This window comes from Curtobacterium sp. SP.BCp, from assembly GCF_051903255.1.
Classification (GTDB): Bacteria; Actinomycetota; Actinomycetes; order Actinomycetales; family Microbacteriaceae; genus Curtobacterium.
This window is the reverse complement of the sequence record NZ_CP194338.1, coordinates 2,654,856-2,679,734: the sequence shown is the minus strand read 5'-3', so window position 1 is coordinate 2,679,734 and position 24,879 is coordinate 2,654,856. Positions and strand designations below refer to the sequence as shown.

Genomic DNA, 24,879 nt, shown 5'->3' with positions numbered 1-24,879 from the left:
CGGACCCATGTGCACCGTCGTCGTCCGCGTCGCGCCCGGCTCCGAGTGGCCCGTCACGGTGCTCGCCCTCCGCGACGAGTCGCCCGAGCGTCCGTGGGACCCGCCCGCGGCCTGGTGGCCGGACCTCGACCCCGGCGTCCGGGGTGTGCGCGACCGCTCGGCCGGCGGAGCTTGGCTCGCCGCGTCCGACGCCGCCGGACTCGCGGTCGTGCTGAACCGCGGCGAGCCGGTGCCGAGCGAGGACGGCACGTGGACGACCCGCGGCGTCGTGCCGCTCGACGCGGTCACCGGCGTCCTGCCCGGCCACGACGGCACCCTGCCGACCACCCGCGCGTTCAACCTCGTGCGCGCCACGGCCGGCGGCGCCGAGGTCGTCACCTGGGACGGCGCGGCGGTCCGCACGACCGAGCTCGAGCCGGGCGTGCACATGGTGACGCACGGCGAGCCGGACGACCCCGCCGCACCCCGCATCGGCCGGTGGCTCGAGGCCTTCCGCGCGGCCGACGCCCCGGTCGCGCCCCCGGTGCTCGGGCCCTTCGACGAACTGCGCACCGCGGACGCCGGTGATGACGCGGGCGACGGCTGGAGTGGCTGGTTCGGCGTGCTCGCCGCCTCCGCCGAGCTGCCGACGGACCACCCGGACGCCATCCTCCGCGACGCCCACGAGGCCGAGGGGCACATGACGACGCTGTCGATCGTCGCCGCGGCGGTCGGACCCGAGCGGACCGTCCTGCAGCACGCGCGGCTCACCGAGCCCGGACGACTCGACGGCTCGGTCGAACTGCACCGCGCCTGACCGACCCGGCACCGCGCCGACCCTCCCGAGCTGCGCCGCGCCTGAGCACACCCGCAGCGCCACGCACGGGCGGGCCGTGGCCTGCGGGCGTAGCTTCGCGCTCTGTGACCACCCGGACCCGGAGCGTGCTCGTCGTCGTCGGCGTCGCGGCGCTCGCCGTGCTCGCCCTCGGCGCCTGCAGTGAGCAGCCCTCCGCCGCCGTCGGTGCGGAGTCGTCGCCGAGCGCCAGCGCGCGTCGAACGCCCACGCCGGGGCCCGGCACCCCGTGGGACGAGGCGGAGGACGTCGGTGTCGTCGCGATCGGCGACTCGATCACCGGCGGGCACGGCCTCACGACCGCGGAGGCCTGGCCCGCGCTGATGGCCGACACGAACGGCTGGTCCCTCACGAACCTGTCCTGCGACGGTGCCGGGGTGGCAGCGCTCGGGGACGACGACGACTGTGCGAGCGCCTACCCGACGCTCGTGAAGCGCGCGGTCGGACTCCGTCCGCAGGTGGTCCTGCTGCAGGCGAGCTCGAACGACCTCGGGCTCGACACCGCCGAGATCCGGAGCGCCACCGACCAGGTCGTCGACGACGTGCACCGGCGGATGCCGCGCGCCCGGGTGATCGGACTCAGCGCGATCTGGAACCAGGACGCACCGCCCGCGCAGCTCGCGAAGATCTCGAAGGCGATGCGCGTGGCACTCCAGCGCGAGGGTGGGACCTACGTGGACATCGGCGAGCCGTTGCGGGGTCACGCGGACTGGATGCAGTCGGACGACGTGCACCCGACGGTGCGGGGTCAGCAGGCGATCGCGGCCGCGGTCACGGCGGCGTTCACCCGCGACGACGTGCAGTTCTGACGGACGCGCCGTGCGCCGTCCCTCCCGAGCAGCCCTCGTCGTCGCCGTCGCGGTGGCGCTCTGCGGCGTGCTCGCCGGTTGCTCGTCGGACGAGTCGGCGGTCCTGTCGATCGGGTCGCTGCCGACCGGGGCACGCGTGGTCGTCATCGGCGACTCCATCACGATCGGGCACGGACTCCGGCCGGCGCAGGCGTGGCCCGAGCTCCTCGCCGCACGCGACCACCTCCGGCTGACCGACCTCGGCTGCGACGGTGCCGGGGTGCTCGCCGAGGGGGACGACCAGTGCTCGGCGACGTACGAGGAGCTCGCCGAGCAGGCCGCGGCGCTCCACCCCGCGGTGGTGGTGCTGCAGGCCAGCTCGAACGACCTCGGGCAGGACGACGACGAGCTCGACGGCGCGACGCAGCAGCTCGTCGCGGCCGTGCACCGACTCCTGCCGCGGGCCCGGGTCGTCGGCCTCAGCGCGGTCTGGGACCAGGACGCCCCGCCCGCCCAGCTCGCCACGATCTCGGCGGCGATGCACACCGCGGTGGCCGGCGTCGGCGGGTCCTGGCTCGACCTGGGGCAGCCGCTCCGCGGGCACCCGGCGTGGATGCAGGCCGACGACGTGCACCCGACCGCCCGTGGTCAGCGCGCGCTGCTCGCGGCGGTGAGCGGAGCCCTGGAGCGCGACCACCTGCGCTGGTGAGCCGGCGGGCGGGCGCGCACCGCGCCTCCAGGCCGGTCAGGCGGGCGCGCACCGCGCCTCCAGGCCGGTCAGGCGGGCGGCGCCGTCCCCGTGAGGTCCTCGGCGACCGCCCAGAGCGAGCGGGCGAGGTCGGCGCTCCGGGCCGACCGGGGGACCGACGCCACCGTGGTGGGGCCGGTGAGGCCGCCGAAGCCCGCGGGCCCGTAGTAGGCGCCCCCGACGGCGTTCGGTCCGACGGCGGCGTACAGCAGCGGCTCCGACCCCTGCTCGACGTCCTGCGTGAACGGCAGCGCACGGTCGTGCGTCCGGACCGGCTTCGACCGGCCGAGCGACCGCCCAGCGGACTGCAGGTTCGTCCGCGTGTAGCCCGGGTGCGCTGCCGTGCTGACGAGGTCCCAGTCCCGCTCCACCGCGAGACGGTGCAGGTGCAGCGCGAGGAGCAGGTCGGCGAGCTTCGACTGGCCGTACGCCCGCCAGCCGTTGTAGCCGCGCTCCCACTGCAGGTCGGGGAACCGGACGGTGCCGAAGAGCGCGGCGAGGCTGGACATGGTCGCGACGCGAGGAGCCTCGGCGCGCAGCAGGACCGGGAGCAGCAGGTTCGTCAGGGCGAACGGGCCGAGGAAGTTCGTGCCGAACTGGAGCTCGAAGCCGTCGACCGTCTCGAAGCGCTTCGGCGGCGCCATCACGCCGGCGTTGTTCACGAGGACGTCGAGGGGTCGGTCGTCCGCTGCGATGCCGTCGGCGAACCGGCGGACGCTCGCGAGGTCGGCGAGGTCGAGCTCGCGGACCTCGACGTCGACGTCCGGATGGGCGGCGCGGACGTCACGAGCGGCGTCCTCGCCCTTGGACACGGTCCGGACGGCGAGCACCACGGACGCGCCGGCGGCGGCGAGGCGGGTGGCGGTCTCCTTGCCGGTCCCGCTGTTCGCTCCGGTGACGACGATGCGGCGGCCGGTCTGGTCGGGGATCTGCGGCATGGGCGTGACGGTACTCGGGGCGGGTGCGGGGCTGCTGCGCGCCACCGATCCGTGGTAGATTCATGCATACGCATTGAACGGCACGCCGCAGGAGGATCCATGAGCAACGCATTCGGCACCGACCGCCCCTCGGACGTGCCGCCGCCCGCACCCGACCGCGTCGGCCCCGTGCAGCTCGGCCTCGACACGTTCGGCGACGTCACCGAACTCCCCGACGGCTCGGTGAAGTCGGATGCGCAGAGCATCCGCGACGTCGTCGCGCAGGCCGTGCTCGCCGACCAGCTCGGCATCGACTTCATCGGCGTCGGCGAGCACCACCGTGCCGACTTCATCGTCAGTGCACCCGAGGTCGTCCTCGCCGCGATCGCCGCCTCGACGAAGGACATCCGCCTCGGCTCCGCGGTCACCGTGCTCTCCTCGGACGACCCGGTCCGCGTCTACGAGCGCTTCGCCACCGTCGACGCGATCTCCGACGGGCGTGCCGAGGTCATCCTCGGCCGCGGGTCCTTCACCGAGTCGTTCCCGCTCTTCGGCCACGAGCTGAGCGACTACGAGGTCCTCTTCGAGGAGAAGCTGCAGCTCTGGGCCGCCCTCCGCGGCGGCGACAAGGTGACCTGGTCCGGCACGAAGCGGGCGCCGCTCGTCGACCAGGACGTCTTCCCGAAGCTCGAGCACGGCCCCATCCCGACGTGGATCGGTGTCGGCGGCTCCCCGCAGTCCGTCATCCGCGCCGCCTCGTACGGCATGCCGCTGTTCCTCGCGATCATCGGCGGGCAGCCCGCGCAGTTCGCCCCGTTCTCGCGGCTCTACCGCCAGGCCCTGACCCAGCTGGAGCTGCCGCAGCAGCCCATCGCGATGCACTCGCCCGGGTTCGTGGCCGCCACCGACGAAGAGGCCGCCGAGCGCTACTGGCCGTACCACAAGGCCGTCACCGACCAGCTCGGCCGGGAGCGCGGCTGGCCGCCCCTCGACGTCGCCGGGTACCGCGCCGGGCTCTCCGCGGGCGGCTCGCTGTACGTCGGTTCGCCCGAGACGGTCGCGCGGAAGATCGCACGGAACATGCGGATCCTCGGGGTCTCGCGGTTCGACATGCGCTACGCGACGGGCCGCCTGCCGCACGACGACATGATGCGGTCGATCGAGCTCTACGGCACGCAGGTCGCGCCCCGGGTCCGCGAGCTCCTCGCGGAGCCGGTGCCGGTGCCCTGAGCACGGTGGTGCGGGCGGGTCGCGTGCCCTCGTCACGCCCGGTCCGGCCTGGAGGCACGGTGCGCGCCCGTCACGTCGCTCTCGGCGGGCGCGGGTAGCGTCCGGCGCATGTCCCGGAACCCCGAGCCCACCGAACGACGCTTCCGCGGGAAGATCCTCGGCGTCGGCAGCATGTCCGGCGTCCGGATCGTCGTCGGGATGTGGGAGCGGTCGCCGTTCGGTCCGTTCACGGACGTCTTCCTCGAGCAGGCCGACGGCAGCTCGGTGCTGCTCGCGCCCGACGAGCTGGTCGCGGCGTACGTCTCCGGCACCTACCGGTTCGACACCGTCTCGGTCGTCGACGTCCGGACGCGCCGGACCGCCCGTGGCCTCGAACTCGACGCCGGACCCCTGCAGGCCTCGATCGACGTCGGCGGGATCTCACCGCTCGGGCGGGTGCTCCGCATCGTCCCGAAGCCGGTCGCCCGGGACTGGCGGTGGCTCACCGTGATCGACCCGGTCGCCCGACTCCTCGCACCCGGGGCCGGGACGGCGGGCACGGCGGGGAACGGTCGTCGCGAGTACTACGGCGTGACCGGGGCGCACGACGTCACGGGCGTGCGGGGCACGTGGGCAGGAGCGCCGCTCGGGTCGATCGCCCCGCTCGACCCGCCGGTGGCGTTCGGGTTCGCGTCCATGCCGCGGATCCCGCAGGTGGTCGACGTCGAGACCACCATCCGCGAACCCGCCGTCTGACGACGCGACCGCGCGTGACGGGCTGGGCGACCACCGGGCGCGACCGACGTCGCGGGCGCGCACCGTGCCTCCAGGCAGACGCGTCCCAGCGTCCCGGAGCACACTGGTCCGAACGGAACGCGCCCCGGGGAGACCCGGCCGCACGTCGGGCACAACGGGGCGCACGACGAGGAGGACCAACCATGACCGACACCCAGGCCGACCAGCGAGCAGCCATCTCGGACATCGTCCACGGAGCCCGCACGGCGCTCCTCACCACGGTCAACGCCGACGGCGCGCTGCACGCGAGGCCGCTGGCGGTGCAGGACAAGGCGTTCAACGGGACGCTCCGCTTCCTGGTGCAGGACGGCAGCGAGAAGGTCGAGGACATCGCCCGCAACCCGCACGTGAACGTCGCGATCGAGTCGCAGGGCGGGTACCTGTCGATCGCCGGCACCGCCACCGTGACGCGGGACGAGACCGTCATCGACGAGCTGTGGTCCCCGTTCGCGGAGGCCTGGTTCCCCGAGGGACGCAAGGACCCGTCGATCCGGCTCCTCACGGTCGAGGGGGACTCGGTCGAGTACTGGACCCAGGACACCGGCCCCGTGGGGAGTCTCGTGCAGACCCTCAAGGCCGCACTCGGCAAGCAGAGCCAGCCCGACACGGGCGACCACGGGACGGTCGAGCTCTAGGGCCCTGCCGCTGTGGAACGACGAAGCCGCTGTCGCACGACAACGGATTCGTCGTTCCACGGCGACGCCGGGCGGGCAAGGTGCGGCGTCGCGTCAGCGGGTCACGGCGGGCCGAGCAGCCACAGCACCGCCACCAGCACCGGCTGCCCGAGGAGCGCGCAGGACACGAAGGTCCACCGCATCCAGGGCTTCGCGACGAGTTCGGGTGACCCGAACAGCGGTGCCAGCGGCATGAGCAGCCGCGGCGTCGAGGCCATCGGGAGCGACACCGCGAAGATGTACAGCGCGTACGCCGCCGAGTAGAGCACGGTCGTCGACCCGAGCTGCCGGGTCGAGCGCCGGAGCAGCCACACGGGGTACGCGACGAGCAGGAACACGACGATGAACACGCCCCCGACGCCGAGCCACCGCGACGCGATGAGGAACCACGGCGTCATCGGCGCGAAGTCGACCCGCCCGATGAAGTTCACCCACCAGGACATCTCGGTCTCGAGGTAGGCGTTCGGCGTGCCGGTCAAGTGCGACGCGATGAGTGGCCAGGCGACCCCCGCGGCGGCCATCGCGAGCCCGGACCCCACGGCCGTGAGGCGCTCGCGCAGCGGGAAGCCGTCGAGCGTGCGGTCGGCGGTCCCCGTGGCCCGGTCGGCGCGACGGGCACGCACCCAGCGGACGAGCACCACGACCCCGAGCACGAGCGGGATCGCGAGGGCGCCGGGGCGGGTGAACGCCGCGACGACGCCGAGCAGGGTGAGGAGGCCGTACCGTCGGCGCTCGAGTGCGAGGAGCGCACCGAAGGTCAGTGCGAGGAACGTGCTCTCCGCGTACCCGACCTGCAGCAGGAACGACAGCGGGCCGCACGTGAAGAAGAACACGGCCCACATGCCCGCGCGGTGCCCGGCGTGGTCGCTGACGAGCCGGTACAGCAGGAACGCGGCGACGAGTCCGGCGCCGAGGGCGATCAGGGGCGCACCGACCTCGAACGTGATGCCGGTGGACGCCGTGAGCATGCGGATGGCGAACGGGAAGGCCGGCAGGAACGCCCACGCGTTCTGCGTCACGTGGCCGGCCGCGTCCGTCGGCAGCGTCGTCGGGTAGCCGTGCAGCGAGATCTGCTGGTAGTACTGCCCGTCCCACGCCGTCAGGAAGGTCAGGAACCCGTGGTCGTTGCCCCAGATCGCGTTGGCGGGGAGCGCACGACCGATCAGCGGGTACGCCAGCGCCAGCCAGAACGTCGACACGACGCGCCCGCCGAACCACACCAGGAGCACGGCGGACCAGGCCGGCAGGCTGGTCGCGAGGTCGGTGAACCGCCGTCGGCCGGTCGCGAGCGATCCGGAGAGCGTCGATTCGGGCGGCACGGGTCGAGGGTAGTCGTCCGCTCCCTGGGAGACCCAGCCGGGAGGCCCGCCCTGCGTTGTGCAGGACGGAAAGCGGCCGTCAGGTGGCCGGGCCGCGGAGCGCGCCGCCGCCTACGGTGGACGGAACGATCCGACCGACAGGAGCACCATGCCGAAGACCGCCGTCGTCACCGACAACGCGCCGAAGCCCGCCGGACCCTACAGCCAGGGCATCGTCGCGAACGGCTTCCTCTACACCGCCGGGTTCGGCCCGCAGGACCCCGCGACCGGTGCGATGGCCGACGACGTCGCCGGACAGACCGCGCAGGTGCTCGCGAACGTCGCGGCGGTCCTCGCCGAGCACGGGGCCACCCTCGACGACGTCGTGAAGTCGACCGTGCACCTCGAGCACTCCGACCGCGACTTCGCGGCGTTCAACGAGGAGTACGCGAAGCACTTCACGCAGCCGTACCCGGTCCGCACGACGGTCCAGTCGCACCTCGCGGGCATCCTCGTCGAGATCGACGTCGTGGCGGTCCTGCCCTCCGCCTGAGCGGGTCCTCACCCGGCACGTGGCGCACCGCGCGCCACGCGCCGGGTCGCCGCTGTCAGGACGCGGTCGTCCCGGCGGGATGACGGAACGGCGTCCGTCGCAGTCCCGCGCCCGGGGTCGCCCCCGTGAGCGCGCCGTCCCGGAGCACGGGGACGCCCGCGACGAGGACGTCGTCGATGCCCTCGGCGAGCAGCATCGGCTCGGCGTACGTCGACCGCGCAGCGACCCGCTCGGGGTCCACGACCACGAGGTCCGCGGTCCAGCCCGGCGCGACGGCACCGCGGCGGTCCAGCTGGAAGAAGTCTGCGGGCAGCGTCGACAGGTGCTCCTGGACCTCCCACCACGAGAGCAGTCCGGTCCGGGCGTACTCGCCGAGGTACCGAGCGAAGGTGCCGTACGCCCGCGGGTGCGGGTGCGTCCCGACGAAGATGCCGTCCGAGCCGCCGCAGTGGCCGCCGTACCGGTACAGCTCCGACAGCTCGGTCGACGTCCGCGGGCGGGGTACCCGCATCACGACGGTCACCTGCAGCTCCGAGTCGACGAGCACGTCGAGCGCGAGGTCGACCGGGTCGGTCCCGGTGGCCTCCGCCGCGTCCGCGAGGGTCCGGCCCTGCAGCGCGTGGAACTCGGCGGCCGGCACGTGCGACAGGGTGATCTGCTCCGCCCAGTCCGAGCCGAGGTCCGCGCGTCCGAGCACCCGGTCGAGCACCGCGCCCCGGACCCGCGCACGACCGCCGTCGGCCGCCAGCGCCCGGGCGAGGTCGTCGGTGCCCGGGCGGGCGAGCTCCGCGGGCAGGAGCAGCATCGACAGGATCGTGCAGCCGCGCGAGTAGGGGTAGGCGTCGAACGACAGGGACACCCCGTTCGCTGCGGCCCGGTCGAGTTCGTCGAGGGCGAGCCGGACGGGGGCGTGCAGGTGCGACACGTGTGCGGAGCCGCCGGCCGCGCGGCAGATGCGGACGATCTCGTCGATGCCCGCGCCGACGTTCGACTCGTAGCCACCGCGCATGTGCGTCACGTACCGGCCCCGGACGGCGGCGGACTCGGCTACGAGGGCGGCGATCTCCTCGGTCGAGGCGTGCAGGCCGGGGACGTAGTCGAGCCCGGTCGCGAGGCCCACCGCCCCGTCCGCCGTTCCCTGTCGCACGAGCGCACGCATGGCGTCGAGCTGCTCGTCGTCGGCGGGGCCGTCGTCGTCGCCCATGACCTCGTACCGGACGGTCCCGGCGGGCACGAGCGTCGCGACGTTGAGCGGCGTCGTGCCGTCGTAGGTGGCGAGCAGCCCGGCGATGCCGCCGCCGCGGTAGGTCGGGTGCGGGCCGTCGATCGCGGCGAAGTACCGGGCCGCGTACGAGCCGTCGCCCGGTGCCGGCCCGACGCCGTCCTGCCCGGTGATGATCGTCGTGACGCCCTGGCGCAGGAGCGCGAGCTGCACGCGCTCGTCGAACACGAGGGACCCCGCGTGCGAGTGCGCGTCGACGAAGCCCGGCATGACGACCCGGTCGGAGCAGTCGATCACCGCTGCGTCGGCGGGGACACGGTGCCGTTCGCCGACCTCGGTGACCCGGCCGTCCGCGACGAGGACGTCCCGGCGGTGGAACCGGCCGTCGTCGCCGATGATCGACCCGCCGGCGAGGAACACCGGCGCCGTCATCGCGCCAGCGCCGCGACGAGCCGTTCCGCGCGTGTGCGGAGGCCGTCGAGGTCGCCGTCCCGCAGGGCGTCGCCGACGAGCGGCGAGCCGAGGCCGACCGCGACCGCACCCGCCGCGAGGTAGTCGGCCGCGTCGTCCACGCCGATGCCGCCGGTGGGGATCACGTCGACGAAGTCGAGCGGTGCGAGCACCTGCTTCAGGAACGCCGGCCCGCCGAGCTGCGCGGCCGGGAAGACCTTGACCGCCCGGGCTCCGTGCCGCCACGCCGTGACGATCTCCGTCGGGGTCGCCGCACCCGGGTACCAGCCGAGGCCCCGCTCGTGGGCGCGCTCGCCGATGGCGGGATCGGTGTGCGGGCTGACCGCGAAGGTCGCGCCGAGCGCGGCGGCCTCGTCGAGCTGCCGGGGTTCGATGACGGTCCCGACGCCGACCGCGGCGGCGCTGCCGTACCGGTCGACCGCCCAGGCGATGCCGTCCTGCCAGCGCGGGGTGTTGGTGGTGAGCTCGATCGCTCGGACCCCGGACTCGACGAGCACCCGGATGACGTCCTCGACGTGCTCGCCCGTGCCGCCGCGGAGGACGGCGACCGCGGGTCCGGCGTCGTGGCGGTGCCTGGCCGTCGTGGTGGGGGCGGCGGTGTCGGTCATCGGGGTCCTCCTGTCGTCTGGGTGCTCGTCGCGCGTGCTCGTCGTCGGGTGACCATCAGCGGTCCACGCGGTCGTGCACGGCGTGGTCGACCTCCGGGGCATCGTCCACGGTGACGACCGCGTCGGGGTCCGGGAGTCTCCAGTCGCTCGCCACGGTGCAGGCGAGGGCCCCGGCGTCCGCCGCGCGGTCGAGCGCGACCGCCGGCTCGGCGCCACCGAGGACGGCCGCGATCCAGCCGGCCACGAAGGCGTCCCCGGCACCGACGGGGTCCACCACGCGGACGGGCGTCGCCGCTCGGCGGTGCAGGACGCCGTCGACCGAGGCCACCGCTCCGCGGGAGCCGAGCTTCACCACCGCGGTGCCGTGGGCCAGTGCCGCGAGACCGCGCGCGAGGTCGTCCTCGTCGTCCGGCTGCTCCTCGCGGCCGAGCACCAGCCGGGCCTCGTCGTCGCTCGCGAACACGGTCGCCGAGCGTTCGACCACCGCGTGGTAGCGAACGCGTGCGGTGTCCGGGTCGATGAGCTTCGGCCGGTGGTTGACGTCGAAGGAGACGGGGACACCGGCGGCCTCGGCGCGGTCGAGCACGGCGTCCACGGTCGCGCGGGAACGGTCCGAGAGCGCGAGGGTGATCCCGCTGAGGTGCACGAGGGCGGCCTGCTCGACGAGTCCGGCGGGGACGTCCTCGGGTCCGATCGCCGATCCGGCAGACCCTCGGCGGTGGTACGTCACGCGGGTCCGGCCGTCGGCCAGCCGCTCCTTCATCATGAGTCCGGTCGAGCGGTCCGCATCGGCGACCGCGACCACGTCGACGCCCGAGCTGCGGACGTCCGCCACGACGCGGTCGCCCGCCGGGTCCGTCCCGACGCGGCCGACCCACGTCGTCGGCACCCCGGCGCGGGCCAGGCCGATCGCGACGTTGCTCTCCGCGCCGCCGGTGTCGACGCGCATCGCGTCGAGGTCGGGGACAGCACCGACCGACTGTCCGCTGAGCAGGAGCATCGTCTCGCCGACGGTGACCACCCGCCCGGTCACCGGGCGCTCCGGGTCGTCGCCGTCCGGTTCAGTGCCAGCTGGGCGGAGGACGAACCGAGCGCGACCGAGATCTCGTGCGCCGTCCGGACGACCCCCGACCCGAGCTCGCGGACCGCGGCCGCCGGGAACCGCGACGCGAGCCCGGAGATGCTCATCGCCCCGACGACCTGGTTCGCGTGGCCGAACACGGGTGCGGCGACGCACCGGATGTCCGGTTCGTTCTCGCGGTCGTCGATGCCGTAGCCGCGCTGGTGCGTCCGGTCGACCTCGCGGCGCCAGCGCACGTCGTCCGTGATGGTGTGGTCCGTCATCGCCCGGACGGGCTCCGCGAGCACCCGGGCGAGCAGGTCCGGCTCCCCGAACGCCACGATGGCCTTGCCCGAGGCGGTGTTGCGCATCGGCAGCCGGTTGCCGATGCGGGACCCCATGCGGACGGTCCCGCGCGTCTCGACCTTGTCGACGTAGACGATGTCGGTGCCGTCCGGGACGACGAGGTGGCACGTGAGCCCGGTCCGTTCGGCGGTCCGGCGGAGGAACGGCGCCGCGGCGGCCCGGAGGTCGATGCCCTCGAGGTAGCTCTGGCCGAGGAGCAGCGCCCCGAGCCCGAGCGTGAACCCGGCGTCCGCCGTCCGGCGGAGCAGGTCGGTCTCGACCATCGGGGCCGTCAGGCGGAGGACGGTCGACTTCGACGTCCCGAGCTCCGTGGCGAGGGTGCCGAGGCTGACCGACACCTCGCCGTTCCGCGTGCGTTCGGCGACGTGGTCGAGCAGCCGGAGTCCGCGCCGGAGCGACAGGGCGGCGTTGCGGGCGGGGATGTCGGGTGGGGTGGTCACCGGAACTCCGTCTCGATCGTGTCGAGCACGGTGTCGTCGTCGGCGAGCACGAGGACCCGGCGCCACTTGTCGAACACCGTGCAGGGGTGGGAGATGCCGAACACCACGACGTCCCCCGGGACGAGGTCGGGCGCCGCGTCGGTGGTCCGCAGGTAGCAGTGCTGGTCGTCGAGGCGGGTGACGGTGACCGACCCGAGGACGGGAGCCACGGGGCGGGCGTCAGCCGTGCCTCCCGGCCGGACCTCGCGCACGACCGGCAGTCCCTCGTCGAAGCTGATGTCCCGCTTGCCGACGGCCACGAGCACGAGGCCCGGCTCCGGGGCGGAGGTGACCCGACCCCAGACGCGGATGGCGGCCTCGAGCCGCCCCTCTTCGGGGTGGCGGCCGAAGGGCGTCCGCTCGGCGTAGAAGCCGTCGTCGTGCGTCAGCGACGCTCCGGAGCGCAGCAGGACGTCGACGTCACCGGGCCGGGACTCGACGGCCTCGACGACCGCGTCGAACCAGGCGCTCCCGCCCATGCTCAGGAGCGTCCGGGGCACCCCGACGAGCGGGCGGACCGCCGCGGTGACCGTGAGGACGCCGCGCACGTAGTCGCGGGCCTCGTCGGGGCCGGGCAGCCCGCCCTCGTATCCGGTGACGCCGCGGAGCTCCAGGCCGGCGTCGTGTGCGGTGCGTGCGAGGGCGATCCCAACCTCGGGGGACCGGACGCCCGTGCGTCCGCCGGGGAACCCGACCTCGACGAGCACCGGGAGTGCTCCGTGGGCCGCTGCCGCGGTCACGCCGGCGGGGGAGTCGACCTGGAAGAGGACGTCGGCACCGGGGTCCTCGGTGCGACGGCCCGCGATCCAGGCCAGTCCGGCCGGGTCGAGCACCTCGTTCGCGATGAGGATCCGGTGGATGCCGTGCCGCCACGCCACGACGGCCTGCTGGACGGAGGCGACCGTGACACCCCACGCGCCGAGGTCGAGTTGCCGGCGGGCCAGGGCGGGTGCCATGTGGGTCTTCATGTGCGGCGCGAACAGCAGGCCGTGGCGGTCGACGTACGCCTGCATCACGGCGGCGTTGGACGCGAGGGCGGACTCGCGGAGCGTCATCGCCGGCAGCAGGACGTCGTCGAGCACGTGCGTGGTCATCGGGCCTCCTCGTCGAGTGCGGTGCTGCCACGTTCGTCCGTCCGCCGCGGTGCGGACAACGCTGGCGGCCACTCCATTGTGCAACGCAGAACGTTCGTCGCACGGGCCGTCGCGGAACCCGAGCAGGCATAGCATTTCGTTCGACATGACGACGACGACATCGACGCCCGCACCACGGCGGACCCACAGCACGGCGGTGGCCGTCCTCGTGGCCGGCACCTTCTTCATGGAGCTGCTCGACGGCACGATCCTCGCGACCGCCGCGCCCGCGATGGGCCGCGACCTCGGGGTCGACTCGGCTGCGGTCGGCGTCGCGATCACCGCCTACCTCGTGACTTTGGCCGTGTTCATCCCGGTGAGCGGCTGGGTGACCGACCGCGTCGGCTCGCGGACCGTCTTCGCCGCGGCGATCGCGCTCTTCACGATCGCGTCCGCACTGTGCGCCGCGTCGACGGGGCTCGTGGAGCTGACGCTCTGGCGCATCCTGCAGGGCCTCGGCGGCGCGATGATGGTGCCCGTCGGCCGGCTCGTCGTGCTCCGGAGCGCCGGACGCGACCAGCTCGTCACGGCGATCGCGATCCTGACCTGGCCGGCGTTGGCGGCGCCGATCATCGCGCCGTTCGTCGGCGGGGTGCTCGTCGACACCCTGACGTGGCACTGGATCTTCCTCGTCAACATCCCCCTCGGTGTCGTCGCGTTCGTGGCCGCGCTCGTGCTCGTGCCCCAGGAGCGGGCACCGGAGCGCGTGCCGTTCGACTGGCTCGGGTCGCTGCTCGCGTGCTTCGGCCTCGGCGCGCTCGTCGTGATGGCATCGCTGCTGGCGCTCGACGTGGTGCCGGTCGTCGCGGTCGTCGTCTCCGGGGTCGTCGGCGCGGTGTGCTGCTGGCTCGCGATCCGGCACTTCCGCCGGGCCCCGCACCCGATCATGGGGCTCGAGTCCTTCCGGCTCGAGACCTTCCGGGTGTCGCACGCCGGCGGGAGCCTCTTCCGCCTGGCCGTCTCGGCCGTGCCGTTCGTGCTCCCGCTGCTCTTCCAGGACGCGTGGGGGTGGAGCGCGGTGCTCGCCGGGTCGGCCGTGCTCTGGGTCTTCGTCGGCAACCTCGGCATCAAGCCCATGACGACTCCGTTCCTCCGCTGGTTCGGGTACCGGCCCGTCATCGTCGTGTCGTCCGCCGTCGCCGCGCTCAGCGTCGTGGCGATGGCGTTCATGACGCCGGACACCCCGTTCTGGCTGCTCGCGGTGCTGCTCGTCGTGAGCGGTGCTGCTCGGTCGGTCGGCTTCACCGCGTACAACACGATCGCGTTCGCCGACGTCGAGCAGGCGGACATGACCCCGGCGAACACGCTCTCCTCGACGCTGCAGCAGACGGCGGCGGGGTTCGGCGTCGCGGTCGCCGCCGTGGTCATCCGCGCGGCGTCGGGGCTCGGCGGGTCGGGGCCGTACGTGGCCGCGTTCTGGGTCATCGCGGCGCTCCTCGTCGTCGCGTGCGTCGAGGGTGTGCTCATGAGCCGGACGGCGGGGGACACCGTGCGACCCGCCCGGCGGGTGCGGGTCCGCGCCTGACGCGTGCGACCTGTGCGGCGGGTGCGCGCACCGCGCCGCTGCGGACCGCCGCTGTCCGTTCGCGACCCGGTCACGCGCCGGAAACCCGTCCCGCGCTACAGTCTCAGGAACCTGCTGCGGAGGCCGAGTAGTTTCGCTCCGGCAGGGTGACCCGGTACCCCGGACAGGACGCCACCCGGAACAGGAAGGCAGCATGGCCGCTCCACAGCAGCACGGGACGCTCGACCCCGACGCCGACGTGCAGCCGACCGCACTCCGCGTCGTCAGCTACAACCTCCGTGAGCACACCGCGAACGGCGAACTCGCGTCCCTGGCCGAGGCCTCGCAGGCCGACGTCCTGTGCGTGCAGGAGTGCGACTCGAACGACCTCGCTCCGTCCGTCGGTGGGCTCTCCCTCGCGGCGTCGACGAAGGCGAACCGGCTGGGCCTCGCGATCTACAAGCGCGACGACCGCTTCGAGCTCCAGGACTTCAGCATCCACTCGCTGCAGAAGTCGCTGCACGACCGGGTGCTCGCGCCCGCCCACGAGCGGCTCATCGCCATGCACCTCCGCGACCGCGAGGCCGACACCGAGGTCATCGTCGCCTCGTTCCACGCCTCGCCCCTGACCGCGACGAACTCCCTCCGCCGCAAGCAGATCGAGGCGGCGCACCAGTTCGTCCGCGACCTCTCGAGCGAGGCCCCGGCGATCATGGTCGGCGACTTCAACTACCCGTGGTTCCAGACGAACCTCCGCCGCAAGATCGAACAGCACGGCTTCGCGCTGTCGCTCTCGGACCAGCCGACCTACCTGCGCTACCGCAAGTTCACGGGCCACTTCGACTTCGCGACGAGCGTCGGCCTGCACATCGCCGGCGTCGAGACGCTCCCCGCGGGGGTGTCCGACCACCGGCCGATCCTGGTCCGGGCGCACTACGAGCACCCCGGCGACACCGCCGGCTACCCGACGATCGACGCCCCCGCGGCCTGACACCTACCGGCGCGGCGTCGCGCTCGGAGCGCGCATCGGCCGCCCAGGCTGGTCGCGCGACGTGCCGTCGGCGTGCCGCGTTGGTCGCAGAACGTGTCGGCTCGCCGGAAGGTGAGCGGCATGTCCTGCGACCAACGTTGGTGCGAGGCAACCCACGGACGGACGGGAGGCGCGGTGCCAGCCGGCTCCGCGCCTCCCGTCCGTCCGGCGGTCGCGTCCGCGCCCTCCGACCCGCGTCGCCCGCGCTGGTCGCGCGGCGTGCCGTCGGCGTGCCGCCTTGGTCGCAGAAGGTGTCGGCTCGCCGGAAGGTGAGCGGCATGTCTTGCGACCAAGGCTGGTGCCGCGCGGCGTCGCGCTCGCCGGAAGGTGAGCGGCACGTCCGCGACCCGGGGCGGGTCAGCGACGCAACGTCGCGCGCGCCAGACGGTTCCCGAGGAACTGCCCGAGCTGGACGATGACCACGATCGCCGCCACCGAGACGTAGACGATCCACCAGTCGTAGCGCTGCGAGCCGTAGTTGATCGCGTACTCGCCGAGGCCGCCGCCACCGACGATCGCGCCCTGCGCCGTCATGTCGACGATGCCGACGTAGATGAACGTGTACCCGAGGATGAGCGGCCCGAGGCCCTCCGGGATGAGCACCGTCAGCAAGATCGACACCGGGTGCGCTCCCGACGCCCGAGCGGCCTCGACCACGCCGGGGTCCACCGCGAGCAGGTTCTGCTCCACGATCCGGGCGACGGCGAACGACGCCGCGAAGGAGATCGCGAACGTCACCGCGGGGACGCCGATGGTGGTGCCCACGACCTCCCGCTGCAGGGGACCGATCGCGGCCAGGAGGATCACGAACGGGATCGGCCGGACGATGTTCACGACGACGTTGACGACGGTGTGGACGGTCCGGTTGCCGAGCAGGTTGCCCGGGCGGGTGGCGTACAGCGTGAGCCCGAGGGCGAGGCCGATCACGCCGGCGACGACGAGCGAGATGATCGTCATCACGAGGGTGTCGCGCACCGAGGCGACGAAGACGTCGAACGTGTCGATCACGCTCTGGAAGGTGTTGTTCACGCCGCCGCCTCCTCGTCCACGGTGGTGCCGCTCGCGCGCAGGTCGCGGACGGCCTCGTCGACGGCGTGCGGGTCGTCGCTCGTCAGCTCGTAGGTGAGCGAGCCGATCCGGCGCTCCCGGATCTCGCCCACACCGCCGAACACGAGCTCGGCCGTCACACCGTGCGCGCGCCACGCGGCGTCGATGCGGTTCTGGAGGCCGACCTCGTCGGAGATCTGCACGGTGACGAGTCGACCGGCGTGGTGCTCACGGAGCCGCACGAGCTGCTCCTCGGACGGTCGGTCGTGCAGGGCGGTTCGGACGAACCGCTGTGCGGCCGGGGTCTGCGGCTTCGAGAACACGTCGTACACGTCGCCGACCTCGACCACGCGGCCGTGCTCCATGACGGCGACGCGGTCCGCGATCTGCCGCACGGCGTCCATCTCGTGCGTGATGACGATGATCGTGACGCCGAGCTCCCGGTTCACCCGGCGGAGCAGCCCGAGGACCTCCGACGTGGTGTCCGGGTCGAGGGCACTCGTGGCCTCGTCGGCGAGCAGGAGTTCGGGGTTCGACGCGAGCGCACGGGCGATGCCGACGCGCTGCTTCTGGCCGCCGGAGAGCTGCTCGGGGTAGGCGTACGCGCGGTCGAGCAGCCCGACGAAGTCGAGCAGCTCCGCCACCCGACGGTCGCGCTCCTGCTTGCCGACACCGGCGACCTTCAGCGGGTACGCGACGTTGCCCGCGATCGTCCGGGACCGGAACAGGTTGAACTGCTGGAAGATCATCCCGATGCGCCGACGCGCCTGACGGCGATCCCGCTCGGGGATCGCCGTCAGGTCCTGGCCGGCGACCGTCACCGACCCGGAGCTCGGGAGCTCGAGGGCGTTGACGAGCCGGACGAGCGTCGACTTGCCGGCACCCGAGTAGCCGATCACCCCGAGGACCTCTCCCTGGTGCACGTCCAGGGAGACGTCCTCGACCGCGGTGACGGTCTCGCCCGTGTCGGCGCGGCGGTAGTGCTTCGAGACGCCGCGGAGTTCGACGAGGGCAGACACTACTGCTTGGCCGCCTTCGCGTCCTGCTCGACGGTGGCGAGCTCGCTCTGCAGCTGGGAGGCGCTCACGTTGCGCGCGACGGCCTGCGGGTAGTCCTCCTTGAACGCCTTCTGCACCGCGCTGTCCTGGAACAGCTTCGCGAGGGCCAGGTAGGTCTTGTCGTCCTCGTCGGCCTTCCGGACGGCGAACACGTTGACGTACGGGGCTGCGCTGGCACTCGACGGGTCGTCCTTCGAGATGACGTCCTTGACCGGCAGGCCGGCGGCGGTCGCGAAGTTGTTGTTCACCACGGCTGCGGCGACGGAGCCCTGCTGCAGCGCGTTCGCGGTCTGCGAGGCGTCGAGGGTCTGCACGTCGACCTTGTGCGTCTCGATGTCAGCGGTCGTCGAGAACGCGGTCCCGCCGTTCTTCAGCGTGAGGAGCTTCGCGTCCTGCAGCACGAGGAGGGCACGCGCCTGGTTGATCGCGTCGTTCGGGATCGCGACCTTCGCGTCCGCCGGGAGGGCCGAGGCGCTGTCGTACTTCGTCGCGTAGAGCGGCAGCGGGTAGACGGCCGTCGAGCCGATCGGCTGGAGGTCGTCGTCCGAGGTGACGTTGTAGTCCGCGAGGTACTGGATGTGCTGGAACTGGTTGATGTCGATCTGCTCGTCCTTGAGCGCCGGGTTCGGCAGCGAGTAGTCCGAGAAGTTCACGAGCTGCACGGTGACGTTCAGCTTCTCCTTCGCGAGCTTCGTGTAGGTCTTCCAGTACGGCAGCGCCTTGTCCGCGACACCGATCTTCACGGTCTTGGCGGCACCGCCGTCGGCAGTCGCACCCGCCCCACCGTCACCACCGGCACGGACGGCACCGACGATCACGGCGACGACGATCGCGACGACGACGACGGCCGCAGCGACGATCCAGCCGATCGGACGCTTGCCCTTCGGCTTCTGGGGCAGTGCAGGTGCGGACATGGTGCTCCTCGTGGGGTGAGCGGTGCGTGGTCTTCGACTCGCCCGCGGAGCAGCACTGGTCCGTGGCGTGCGACGAGTGTGACCGGTGACCCACGGGTGCCGCGAGTTGCGTTCCGCCGTGTTACAGCCGTGTGACAGCGCGGTCGGGTTCACTCGGACGGGTGCGGAGCATCGAACTCGTCCTGTCCCCGGCGTCGGACGCGGCCGTCCGAGCAGTGTGGGACGAGCTGATCGCTGACGACCTGCCGAGCCTCGGTCGGCACGTGTCGGCGTCGAACGCGCCGCACGTCACCCTCGCTGCCGGTCCGGACCTGCCCCTTCCGACCGGGTTCGACGCGCCCGTGCCCGCGACGCTCCGGCTCGGCGGTGTCCTGCTCTTCCCCGCCGGTCCGGAGCGGTCCGTGCTCGTCCGGGCCGTCGTCGTCGACCCGGCGCTCGCCGCCTTCCACGAGGCCGTCCACCGCGCTGCGCCTGGCGGCGTCGACACCTCGCTGCCGGGTGCGTGGTCGCCGCACGTGTCGTTCGCACGGCGGGTCCGGGACGTCGATCTCCCGCGGGCGATGGCGGCACTCCGGCGGGCACCGCTGCCCGAGGTGCTCGAGGTGGGCGGCGTGCGGTTCTGGGACGGCGAGGCGGGGGCGGTCACGCCGCTGGCGTGAGGAGCGGGTCGGCGCCGGGACGGGCCTCCCGGCTGCGTCGTCCCGTCCGCGTCCCGCCGCCGTCGGCGTGCCGTCGTCAGACCCCGAGGGCGCGCTCGGCGAAGGCGGAGCCGAAGACGCGGTCCGGGTCCGCGGCGCGGACGAGGTCGCGGACGGCCGGGAGGCGCGGGTACAGCCCGGCGATCGCCTCGCCGTCCAGGGAGCTCATCTTCCCCCAGTGCGGCCGCCCGTCGAAGGGGGCGAGCAGACCCTCGAGGTCGGGCAGGAGCGCCGCGACCTCGGCCGGGTGCTTCTTCCAGGTGAAGGCGATGCAGAGCACGTCCTCACCCTGGGTCGGACTCAGCCAGAACGGATCGGCCGCCATCGTCCGGAGTTCGCAGACGTGCAGGTGCGGCTGGATGCGCGCCGCCATCGTCCGGACGGCGTCGAGGGCCGCCGCCGCGTGCCGGAGCGGGACGAAGTGCTCGCTCTGGACCTCGGACCCGACGCTCGGGACCGACTCGATGGGGAAGTGCGGCAGGCGGTCCCACCACGGACCGACCGACCCGTCGCGGGCGGTGTGGTGCCCGTCACCCGGTGTCCCCGGCCGCTTCGGCGCACCGAGGAGGTGTTCCGGCACAGTCACGTCGACGGCGCCGTCGGGGACGCGGGACTTCACGAGCACGTCGCTGATCTCGTCGCCGAACACCGTGTACGAGCACACCGAGTAGCCGGCGGCGTGGACCTCGGCGACGTGCGCGGTGAAGACGTCCCACGGGACCGGGCCGTAGGAGTCCTGCCGCATTCCGTAGGTCGGCTGGAGGTCGAGGGTCACCCGGGTCACGATGCCGAACAGCCCGAGGTGGACGACCGTGCCCGCGAACCCGGGGTCGTCGCGGTGCACGGTGCGGAGCTCGCCGTCCGGGCCGATCAGCTCGAGGGAGCGGACGGCGGTGCTCAGCGAACCGAGCGTCGTGCCGGAGCCGTGCGTGCCGGTCGCGACCGCGCCGCCGATCGAGATGTGCGGCAGCGAACCCATGTTGTGCAGGGCGAACCCGGCGCGGTCGATCTCCGGTGCGACGAGTCCGTACCGGGTCCCGGCGCCCATCGTCGCGGTCCGTGCGTCGGTGTCGACGACGAGGTCGGTCGGGACGCCCGTGAGGTCGAGCAGCACGCCGGGGGTGTCCGCGACGTCGTTGAACGAGTGCCGGGTGCCGAGGCCGTGCACCCGCGGGGAGCGGGCGACGACCTCGGCGGCCTCGGCGACGGAACCGGGTCGGACGACGCGCTCCGCCGTGTAGGTGACCGTGCCGGACCAGTTCAGCTCGCTCGTCGTCGACCGCATGCCGCCCACGATGCCACGCGCGGCCGACGGACGCTGCGGCACGTGGCCGGTCATCCGCGCCCCTGGTGCAATCGCGCCCCCTCACGGACATCGCGCCCCGTGGTGACGGGGCGCGATGTCCGGGAGGGGGCGCGAAGGGGAACGCGGCGTCGCAGCCGCAGGACCGGTCTGGTGCTCGGGCGAGCGTCAGTGCATCGACGGAGCCGGTGCACCCTCCGGCGTCGCGGGTCGACGGACCATCGACGCGGTCACGATGCCGGCGAGCGAGATGATCGCCCCGACGAGGAAGGCCGTCCGCACGCCCGTCGCCGTGGCCGCCGCGACGTCCGCTGCTCCCGAGCTCGCCGCACCCGCCGCCCCGATGGTGAGCAGGGTCACGAAGAGTGCCGTGCCCGCGGCACCCGCGAGCTGCTGTGCCGTGCCGAGCACCGCGCTGCCGTGCGAGTACAGCTTCGGCGGCAGCCCGCCGAGCGCCGAGGTGAAGAGCGGCGTGAAGGTCAGCGCCAGCCCGATGCTCAGGACGACGTGCGCACCGAGGACGAACCACACGCTCGTACCGGTGCCGACGGTCGAGAGCGCCCAGAGCACGGCGCTGACGATGATCGAGCCGGGGATGAGCAGCACGCGCGGGCCGCGGCGGTCGTAGACGCGACCGACCACCGGCGACAGCAGCCCCATGATCAGGCCGCCGGGGAGCAGGAGGAGCCCGACCTGCAGGACCTCGAGCCCGAGGACGCGCTCGAGGTAGATCGGCAGCAGGATGAGCGTGCCGAACATCGCCATGAAGCTGACGACCATCGCGACGATCGGGATGGTGAAGCCGGCGGTGCGGAACGTGCGCAGGTCGAGCAGGGCCGAGTCGCTGCGCTGCAGGCGGGTCTGTCGGAACACGAACACCGCGAGGGCGACCACGCCGACCACGAGCGACACGATCGGCACGAGCGGCCCGGTCGACCCGGCCTCGCCGATGCTCGACAGTCCGTAGACGAGCCCGCCGAACGCGAAGGCGGACAGCACGACGGAGAACACGTCGATCGGGGCCTTCCGCGGCGTGGACACGTTGCGCACCTTGACCATGCCGAGGATCAGCGCGGCGATCGCGATCGGGAGCACGAAGCCGAAGAGCCAGCGCCACGAGAACGCGTTGAGGATCAGCCCGGAGATCGTCGGACCGACGGCCGGGGCGACGGAGATGACGATCGAGATGTTGCCCATCACGCGCCCACGGTGCGCCGGCTCGACGAGCGTGAGCACCGTCGTCATGAGGAGCGGCATCATGATCGCCGTCCCGCTCGCCTGCACGATGCGCCCGACGAGCAGCATCGTGAAGCCCGGCGCGAGCAGCGCGACGAGCGTGCCGGCGGAGAACAGGCTCATCGCCCAGACGAACACCGGCCGCGTGTTGAACCGCTGCAGCAGGAACCCGGTGACGGGAATGACGACGGCCATCGTGAGGAGGAACCCGGTCGTCAGCCACTGGCCCGTGGCCGCGCTGATGCCGAGGTCGTCCATGAGCCGGGGGAGCGCGACGCCCATGATCGTCTCGTTGAGGATCACCACGAACGCGGAGACGAGCAGGAGCCCGATCACGAGCCGGGTCTCGCCGGCGGACGGCTGCGTCACGCTCCCGGTGCGCGGTGCGGAATCGACGGCCTGGGTCATGCGGGGCTCCTGGTGGATCGCGACGTACGGGACGAGGGGGCGCCGGAGCGCAGACAGGGCAACCGCCTGAACGGATTCGATTATTCCGCTTCCGTCCGACACCGGCGAGCCGAGCCGCACGCCGTATCGGCGCGCCGAGCGGCACGCCCCGCTCAGTGCAGGATCGAGAACCCCTCGGTGTCCCCGTGCGGCACGACCGGGCGGAGCGCGACCTCGGTCACCTCGGCCGAGGGCGGGCCGCTGTGCAGCAGGTCCATGAGCCGGTCGACCGCTGCGGACGGCCCCTCGGCCTCCACCTCGACCGTCCCGTCGAACAGGTTCCGCGCGTACCCGACGAGGTCGAGCCCGTCGGCCTTCCGCGCCGTCCAGTACCGGAAACCGACCCCCTGCACCGTGCCCGACACCACCGCGTGCATCCTCGTCACCGTCGTCATGCCCTCACCGTAGGCGTGCGCTCCCCGGACGAGTTTTCGGCGGTGTTACCGACTCGTGAAACCCGGTGATAGAGTCATCGCAACCCGAACACTTCGAGTCAACATGACACTATCTTCTGAGCCCCCCATCCGCGTCGCGGTGTCCACCGTGATCGTCGCGCTGCGTCCGCACCCGGACACGGGTGCACCGGCGCTGTGGATGCCGCTCGTGCGTCGGGTCGCGGAACCGTACGAGGGCTCGTGGGCGCTGCCCGGCGGCTGGGTCCGACCGGACGAGGGGCTCGAGGACTCCGCCGCGGCGCACCTCCGGGAGACCACGAACGTGCAGCCGCGGTACCTCGAGCAGCTCTACGCGTTCGGGGACGTCGACCGCTCCCCGAGCAGGGTCGTGTCGATCGTGTACTGGGCCCTGGTGCACCCGGACGAGGCGAACGTCGTGCCCGACGACTGGAACGTCCGCTGGTTCCTCGCCGACGAGCACCCGCCGCTCGCGTTCGACCACGACCGCATCGTCGAGTACGCCCTGTGGCGGCTGCGGAACAAGATGTCGTACTCCCGGATCGCGCAGGCGTTCCTCGGCAACCGGTTCACCCTCGCCGAGCTCCGCGGCGTGTACGAGGCCGTGCTCGGGCGGGCGCTCGACCCCGCGAACTTCCGACGACAGGTGGAGAAGACCGACGCGGTCCTGCCCACCGACGAGACCACGAGCGGGGGACGGCACCGTCCGGCCCGGCTCTACCGTTCCAACCCCGACCTCGCGTACGCGGACAACGGTCCGCTGCAGCGGACCGAGCAGCCAACGAACCGATAGGAACCACCGTGTCCATCGCGACCACGATCGAGCTCATCTCCAACGGCGGCGCCGCCGGCAGCACGTGCACACCGGACCTCGCGGTGCCCACGTGGGACTTCGACTCCCGGCCCGGCTACGGTCCGGGGTCGTCGATGTCCGACGTCATCCCGACCGGGGCTCCCCGGCAGGGCGGCATCCCGGACGAGTACAAGACCGCGAGCGACGAGGAACTGCACGAGCGCATCGAGCGGGCGAAGGCCACCCTCGGCGACCGCGTCGTGGTCCTCGGGCACTTCTACCAGCGGGACGAGGTCGTGCGGCACGCGGACTTCCTCGGTGACTCGTTCCAGCTCGCCAACGCCGCGCTGACGAAGCCCGATGCCGAGGCCATCGTGTTCTGCGGCGTCCACTTCATGGCGGAGACGGCGGACATCCTCGCGCGGGACGACCAGCGGGTCATCCTGCCGAACCTCGCCGCGGGCTGCTCGATGGCCGACATGGCGGACATCGACAGCGTCGAGCAGGCCTGGGCCGAGCTCACGGCGGTCTACGGCACCGAGCCGGACGCCGACGGACGCGTCCCGGTCATCCCGGTCACCTACATGAACTCCGCGGCGGACCTCAAGGCGTTCTGCGGCCGGAACGGCGGCATCGTCTGCACGAGCTCGAACGCCGCGACCGTCCTCGAGTGGGCGTTCGAGCGCGGGCAGCGCGTCCTGTTCTTCCCCGACCAGCACCTCGGCCGCAACACCGCGAAGGCCATGGGGATCAGCACCGACCGCATGCCGATGTGGAACCCGCGGAAGGCGCTCGGCGGCAACGACGTCGCGGCCCTGCAGGACGCCCGGGTGATCCTCTGGCACGGCTTCTGCTCGGTGCACCGCCGCTTCACCGTCGACCAGATCGACCAGGCCCGACGCGACCACCCCGGCGTGCAGGTCATCGTCCACCCGGAGTGCCCGATGGCGGTCGTGGACGCCGCGGACCACGCGGGCAGCACCGACCTCATCCGGAAGACCGTGGCGGCCGCGACCGAGCCGACGACGTTCGCGATCGGCACCGAGATCAACATGGTGAACCGGCTCGCGGCGGAGTACCCGCAGCACACGATCTTCTGCCTGGACCCGGTCGTCTGCCCGTGCTCGACCATGTACCGGATCCACCCCGGCTACCTCGCGTGGGTGCTCGAGGCGCTCGTCCGCGGTGAGGTCCTCAACGAGATCGTCGTGCCCACCGACGTCCAGGCCGACGCCAGGGTCGCCCTCGAGCGCATGCTCGCCGCCAAGCCCCGCGGCTGACGC

Annotated in this window: 25 protein-coding genes; 12 read left to right on the top strand and 13 right to left on the bottom strand. The window is 72.9% G+C overall.

Annotated features, from left to right (window positions below; translation table 11 throughout):
- Positions 1 to 7 precede the first annotated feature (7 nt).
- From ACRQ4C_RS12660 to ACRQ4C_RS12650, 3 genes are all read left to right on the top strand, one after another.
- Positions 8 to 796, top strand: coding sequence for an NRDE family protein (locus ACRQ4C_RS12660; protein ID WP_439688866.1), 789 nt, complete (start codon positions 8 to 10; stop codon positions 794 to 796).
- 104 nt (positions 797 to 900) lie between these two features.
- Entirely contained in the window at positions 901 to 1,641 is a 741-nt protein-coding gene (locus ACRQ4C_RS12655) for an SGNH/GDSL hydrolase family protein (protein WP_439688865.1), read from the top strand.
- Positions 1,642 to 1,651: 10 nt separating this feature from the next.
- On the top strand, positions 1,652 to 2,329 hold the full coding sequence (locus ACRQ4C_RS12650) for an SGNH/GDSL hydrolase family protein (RefSeq protein WP_290131129.1): 678 nt from the start codon (positions 1,652 to 1,654) through the stop codon (positions 2,327 to 2,329).
- Between the two features lie 68 nt (positions 2,330 to 2,397).
- Here ACRQ4C_RS12650 and ACRQ4C_RS12645 read toward each other — a convergent pair whose 3' ends face one another.
- Entirely contained in the window at positions 2,398 to 3,306 is a 909-nt protein-coding gene (locus tag ACRQ4C_RS12645) for an SDR family oxidoreductase (protein WP_290131130.1), read from the bottom strand.
- 99 nt (positions 3,307 to 3,405) lie between these two features.
- On the opposite strand from ACRQ4C_RS12645, the gene ACRQ4C_RS12640 reads away from it, so the two are divergent.
- From ACRQ4C_RS12640 to ACRQ4C_RS12630, 3 genes are all read left to right on the top strand, one after another.
- Complete coding sequence (locus ACRQ4C_RS12640) at positions 3,406 to 4,515, top strand: LLM class flavin-dependent oxidoreductase (RefSeq protein ID WP_290131131.1); 1,110 nt, start codon at positions 3,406 to 3,408, stop codon at positions 4,513 to 4,515.
- Between the two features lie 108 nt (positions 4,516 to 4,623).
- Complete coding sequence (locus ACRQ4C_RS12635) at positions 4,624 to 5,250, top strand: hypothetical protein (RefSeq protein ID WP_439688864.1); 627 nt, start codon at positions 4,624 to 4,626, stop codon at positions 5,248 to 5,250.
- A 182-nt stretch (positions 5,251 to 5,432) separates the two neighbouring features.
- Positions 5,433 to 5,924: a pyridoxamine 5'-phosphate oxidase family protein gene (locus tag ACRQ4C_RS12630; protein ID WP_439688863.1), complete on the top strand. Its 492-nt coding sequence runs from the start codon at positions 5,433 to 5,435 to the stop codon at positions 5,922 to 5,924.
- Positions 5,925 to 6,025: 101 nt separating this feature from the next.
- Here ACRQ4C_RS12630 and ACRQ4C_RS12625 read toward each other — a convergent pair whose 3' ends face one another.
- Positions 6,026 to 7,282, bottom strand: coding sequence for a hypothetical protein (locus tag ACRQ4C_RS12625; protein ID WP_439688862.1), 1,257 nt, complete (start codon positions 7,280 to 7,282; stop codon positions 6,026 to 6,028).
- 148 nt (positions 7,283 to 7,430) lie between these two features.
- Between ACRQ4C_RS12625 and ACRQ4C_RS12620 the strand changes: the two genes are divergently transcribed.
- The gene (locus ACRQ4C_RS12620; RefSeq protein WP_290131135.1) at positions 7,431 to 7,814 is read left to right on the top strand and encodes a RidA family protein; all 384 of its coding nucleotides are present in this window, start codon (positions 7,431 to 7,433) and stop codon (positions 7,812 to 7,814) included.
- A gap of 55 nt (positions 7,815 to 7,869) precedes the next feature.
- Here the strand turns inward: ACRQ4C_RS12620 and ACRQ4C_RS12615 are convergent, their stop codons facing one another.
- Genes ACRQ4C_RS12615 through ACRQ4C_RS12595 form a run of 5 tightly spaced genes read right to left on the bottom strand, consistent with a single transcriptional unit; the run spans position 7,870 to position 13,114 of the window.
- Positions 7,870 to 9,468 carry an N-acyl-D-amino-acid deacylase family protein gene (locus ACRQ4C_RS12615; protein ID WP_439688861.1) on the bottom strand — a complete coding sequence of 533 codons (1,599 nt, stop codon included), beginning with the start codon at positions 9,466 to 9,468 and terminating at the stop codon, positions 7,870 to 7,872.
- Positions 9,465 to 10,115: a bifunctional 4-hydroxy-2-oxoglutarate aldolase/2-dehydro-3-deoxy-phosphogluconate aldolase gene (locus ACRQ4C_RS12610; protein ID WP_439688860.1), complete on the bottom strand. Its 651-nt coding sequence runs from the start codon at positions 10,113 to 10,115 to the stop codon at positions 9,465 to 9,467. Before ACRQ4C_RS12610 ends, ACRQ4C_RS12615 begins: the two co-directional genes overlap by 4 nt.
- Positions 10,116 to 10,170: 55 nt before the next feature.
- Positions 10,171 to 11,148 (bottom strand): sugar kinase, encoded by a 978-nt coding sequence (locus ACRQ4C_RS12605; RefSeq protein ID WP_439688859.1) that lies wholly within the window; start codon positions 11,146 to 11,148, stop codon positions 10,171 to 10,173.
- The gene (locus ACRQ4C_RS12600) at positions 11,145 to 11,981 is read right to left on the bottom strand and encodes an IclR family transcriptional regulator (protein WP_439688858.1); all 837 of its coding nucleotides are present in this window, start codon (positions 11,979 to 11,981) and stop codon (positions 11,145 to 11,147) included. Before ACRQ4C_RS12600 ends, ACRQ4C_RS12605 begins: the two co-directional genes overlap by 4 nt.
- Entirely contained in the window at positions 11,978 to 13,114 is a 1,137-nt protein-coding gene (locus ACRQ4C_RS12595; protein ID WP_439688857.1) for an alanine racemase, read from the bottom strand. The genes ACRQ4C_RS12600 and ACRQ4C_RS12595 overlap by 4 nt, the downstream gene beginning before the upstream one ends.
- A 145-nt stretch (positions 13,115 to 13,259) precedes the next feature.
- Between ACRQ4C_RS12595 and ACRQ4C_RS12590 the strand changes: the two genes are divergently transcribed.
- Together ACRQ4C_RS12590 and ACRQ4C_RS12585 are read left to right on the top strand one after the other, a co-directional pair.
- Entirely contained in the window at positions 13,260 to 14,678 is a 1,419-nt protein-coding gene (locus ACRQ4C_RS12590) for an MFS transporter (RefSeq protein WP_439688856.1), read from the top strand.
- 193 nt (positions 14,679 to 14,871) lie between these two features.
- Positions 14,872 to 15,648, top strand: a complete 777-nt coding sequence (locus ACRQ4C_RS12585; protein ID WP_290131142.1) for an endonuclease/exonuclease/phosphatase family protein — start codon at positions 14,872 to 14,874, stop codon at positions 15,646 to 15,648.
- Positions 15,649 to 16,044: 396 nt separating this feature from the next.
- Here the strand turns inward: ACRQ4C_RS12585 and ACRQ4C_RS12580 are convergent, their stop codons facing one another.
- From ACRQ4C_RS12580 to ACRQ4C_RS12570, 3 genes are read right to left on the bottom strand one after another with little or no spacing between them, the layout of a single operon-like run.
- Positions 16,045 to 16,716 carry a methionine ABC transporter permease gene (locus tag ACRQ4C_RS12580; protein WP_290131143.1) on the bottom strand — a complete coding sequence of 224 codons (672 nt, stop codon included), beginning with the start codon at positions 16,714 to 16,716 and terminating at the stop codon, positions 16,045 to 16,047.
- Complete coding sequence (locus ACRQ4C_RS12575) at positions 16,713 to 17,753, bottom strand: methionine ABC transporter ATP-binding protein (RefSeq protein ID WP_439688855.1); 1,041 nt, start codon at positions 17,751 to 17,753, stop codon at positions 16,713 to 16,715. The genes ACRQ4C_RS12580 and ACRQ4C_RS12575 overlap by 4 nt, the downstream gene beginning before the upstream one ends.
- Entirely contained in the window at positions 17,753 to 18,706 is a 954-nt protein-coding gene (locus tag ACRQ4C_RS12570; protein WP_439688854.1) for a MetQ/NlpA family ABC transporter substrate-binding protein, read from the bottom strand. Before ACRQ4C_RS12570 ends, ACRQ4C_RS12575 begins: the two co-directional genes overlap by 1 nt.
- 161 nt (positions 18,707 to 18,867) lie before the next feature.
- Between ACRQ4C_RS12570 and ACRQ4C_RS12565 the strand changes: the two genes are divergently transcribed.
- Positions 18,868 to 19,365: a 2'-5' RNA ligase family protein gene (locus ACRQ4C_RS12565; RefSeq protein WP_439688853.1), complete on the top strand. Its 498-nt coding sequence runs from the start codon at positions 18,868 to 18,870 to the stop codon at positions 19,363 to 19,365.
- Positions 19,366 to 19,441: 76 nt separating this feature from the next.
- Here the strand turns inward: ACRQ4C_RS12565 and ACRQ4C_RS12560 are convergent, their stop codons facing one another.
- The 3 genes from ACRQ4C_RS12560 to ACRQ4C_RS12550 form a co-directional block, all read right to left on the bottom strand.
- Complete coding sequence (locus tag ACRQ4C_RS12560; protein WP_439688852.1) at positions 19,442 to 20,743, bottom strand: FAD-binding protein; 1,302 nt, start codon at positions 20,741 to 20,743, stop codon at positions 19,442 to 19,444.
- Between the two features lie 132 nt (positions 20,744 to 20,875).
- Positions 20,876 to 22,351 (bottom strand): MDR family MFS transporter, encoded by a 1,476-nt coding sequence (locus ACRQ4C_RS12555; protein ID WP_439688851.1) that lies wholly within the window; start codon positions 22,349 to 22,351, stop codon positions 20,876 to 20,878.
- Between the two features lie 152 nt (positions 22,352 to 22,503).
- Positions 22,504 to 22,785: an acylphosphatase gene (locus tag ACRQ4C_RS12550; protein WP_400412993.1), complete on the bottom strand. Its 282-nt coding sequence runs from the start codon at positions 22,783 to 22,785 to the stop codon at positions 22,504 to 22,506.
- 103 nt (positions 22,786 to 22,888) lie between these two features.
- On the opposite strand from ACRQ4C_RS12550, the gene ACRQ4C_RS12545 reads away from it, so the two are divergent.
- Both ACRQ4C_RS12545 and nadA read left to right on the top strand, forming a co-directional pair.
- The gene (locus ACRQ4C_RS12545; RefSeq protein ID WP_439688850.1) at positions 22,889 to 23,596 is read left to right on the top strand and encodes an NUDIX hydrolase; all 708 of its coding nucleotides are present in this window, start codon (positions 22,889 to 22,891) and stop codon (positions 23,594 to 23,596) included.
- Between the two features lie 8 nt (positions 23,597 to 23,604).
- Entirely contained in the window at positions 23,605 to 24,876 is a 1,272-nt protein-coding gene (gene nadA / locus ACRQ4C_RS12540; RefSeq protein WP_290131151.1) for a quinolinate synthase NadA, read from the top strand.
- Positions 24,877 to 24,879 lie beyond the last annotated feature (3 nt).

What these genes read in the sequence shown, in the direction of transcription:
- ACRQ4C_RS12610 (WP_439688860.1), bottom strand. Translation starts at nt 10,115, where the DNA reads ATGACCGACACCGCCGCCCCCACCACGACGGCCAGGCACCGCCACGAC.
- ACRQ4C_RS12560 (WP_439688852.1), bottom strand. Translation starts at nt 20,743, where the DNA reads ATGACCGGCCACGTGCCGCAGCGTCCGTCGGCCGCGCGTGGCATCGTG.
- ACRQ4C_RS12585 (WP_290131142.1), top strand. Translation starts at nt 14,872, where the DNA reads ATGGCCGCTCCACAGCAGCACGGGACGCTCGACCCCGACGCCGACGTG.
- ACRQ4C_RS12630 (WP_439688863.1), top strand. Translation starts at nt 5,433, where the DNA reads ATGACCGACACCCAGGCCGACCAGCGAGCAGCCATCTCGGACATCGTC.
- ACRQ4C_RS12550 (WP_400412993.1), bottom strand. Translation starts at nt 22,785, where the DNA reads ATGACGACGGTGACGAGGATGCACGCGGTGGTGTCGGGCACGGTGCAG.
- ACRQ4C_RS12615 (WP_439688861.1), bottom strand. Translation starts at nt 9,468, where the DNA reads ATGACGGCGCCGGTGTTCCTCGCCGGCGGGTCGATCATCGGCGACGAC.
- ACRQ4C_RS12570 (WP_439688854.1), bottom strand. Translation starts at nt 18,706, where the DNA reads ATGTCCGCACCTGCACTGCCCCAGAAGCCGAAGGGCAAGCGTCCGATC.
- ACRQ4C_RS12635 (WP_439688864.1), top strand. Translation starts at nt 4,624, where the DNA reads ATGTCCCGGAACCCCGAGCCCACCGAACGACGCTTCCGCGGGAAGATC.
- ACRQ4C_RS12590 (WP_439688856.1), top strand. Translation starts at nt 13,260, where the DNA reads ATGACGACGACGACATCGACGCCCGCACCACGGCGGACCCACAGCACG.
- ACRQ4C_RS12555 (WP_439688851.1), bottom strand. Translation starts at nt 22,351, where the DNA reads ATGACCCAGGCCGTCGATTCCGCACCGCGCACCGGGAGCGTGACGCAG.
- ACRQ4C_RS12645 (WP_290131130.1), bottom strand. Translation starts at nt 3,306, where the DNA reads ATGCCGCAGATCCCCGACCAGACCGGCCGCCGCATCGTCGTCACCGGA.
- ACRQ4C_RS12545 (WP_439688850.1), top strand. Translation starts at nt 22,889, where the DNA reads ATGACACTATCTTCTGAGCCCCCCATCCGCGTCGCGGTGTCCACCGTG.
- ACRQ4C_RS12620 (WP_290131135.1), top strand. Translation starts at nt 7,431, where the DNA reads ATGCCGAAGACCGCCGTCGTCACCGACAACGCGCCGAAGCCCGCCGGA.
- ACRQ4C_RS12660 (WP_439688866.1), top strand. Translation starts at nt 8, where the DNA reads ATGTGCACCGTCGTCGTCCGCGTCGCGCCCGGCTCCGAGTGGCCCGTC.
- ACRQ4C_RS12640 (WP_290131131.1), top strand. Translation starts at nt 3,406, where the DNA reads ATGAGCAACGCATTCGGCACCGACCGCCCCTCGGACGTGCCGCCGCCC.
- ACRQ4C_RS12595 (WP_439688857.1), bottom strand. Translation starts at nt 13,114, where the DNA reads ATGACCACGCACGTGCTCGACGACGTCCTGCTGCCGGCGATGACGCTC.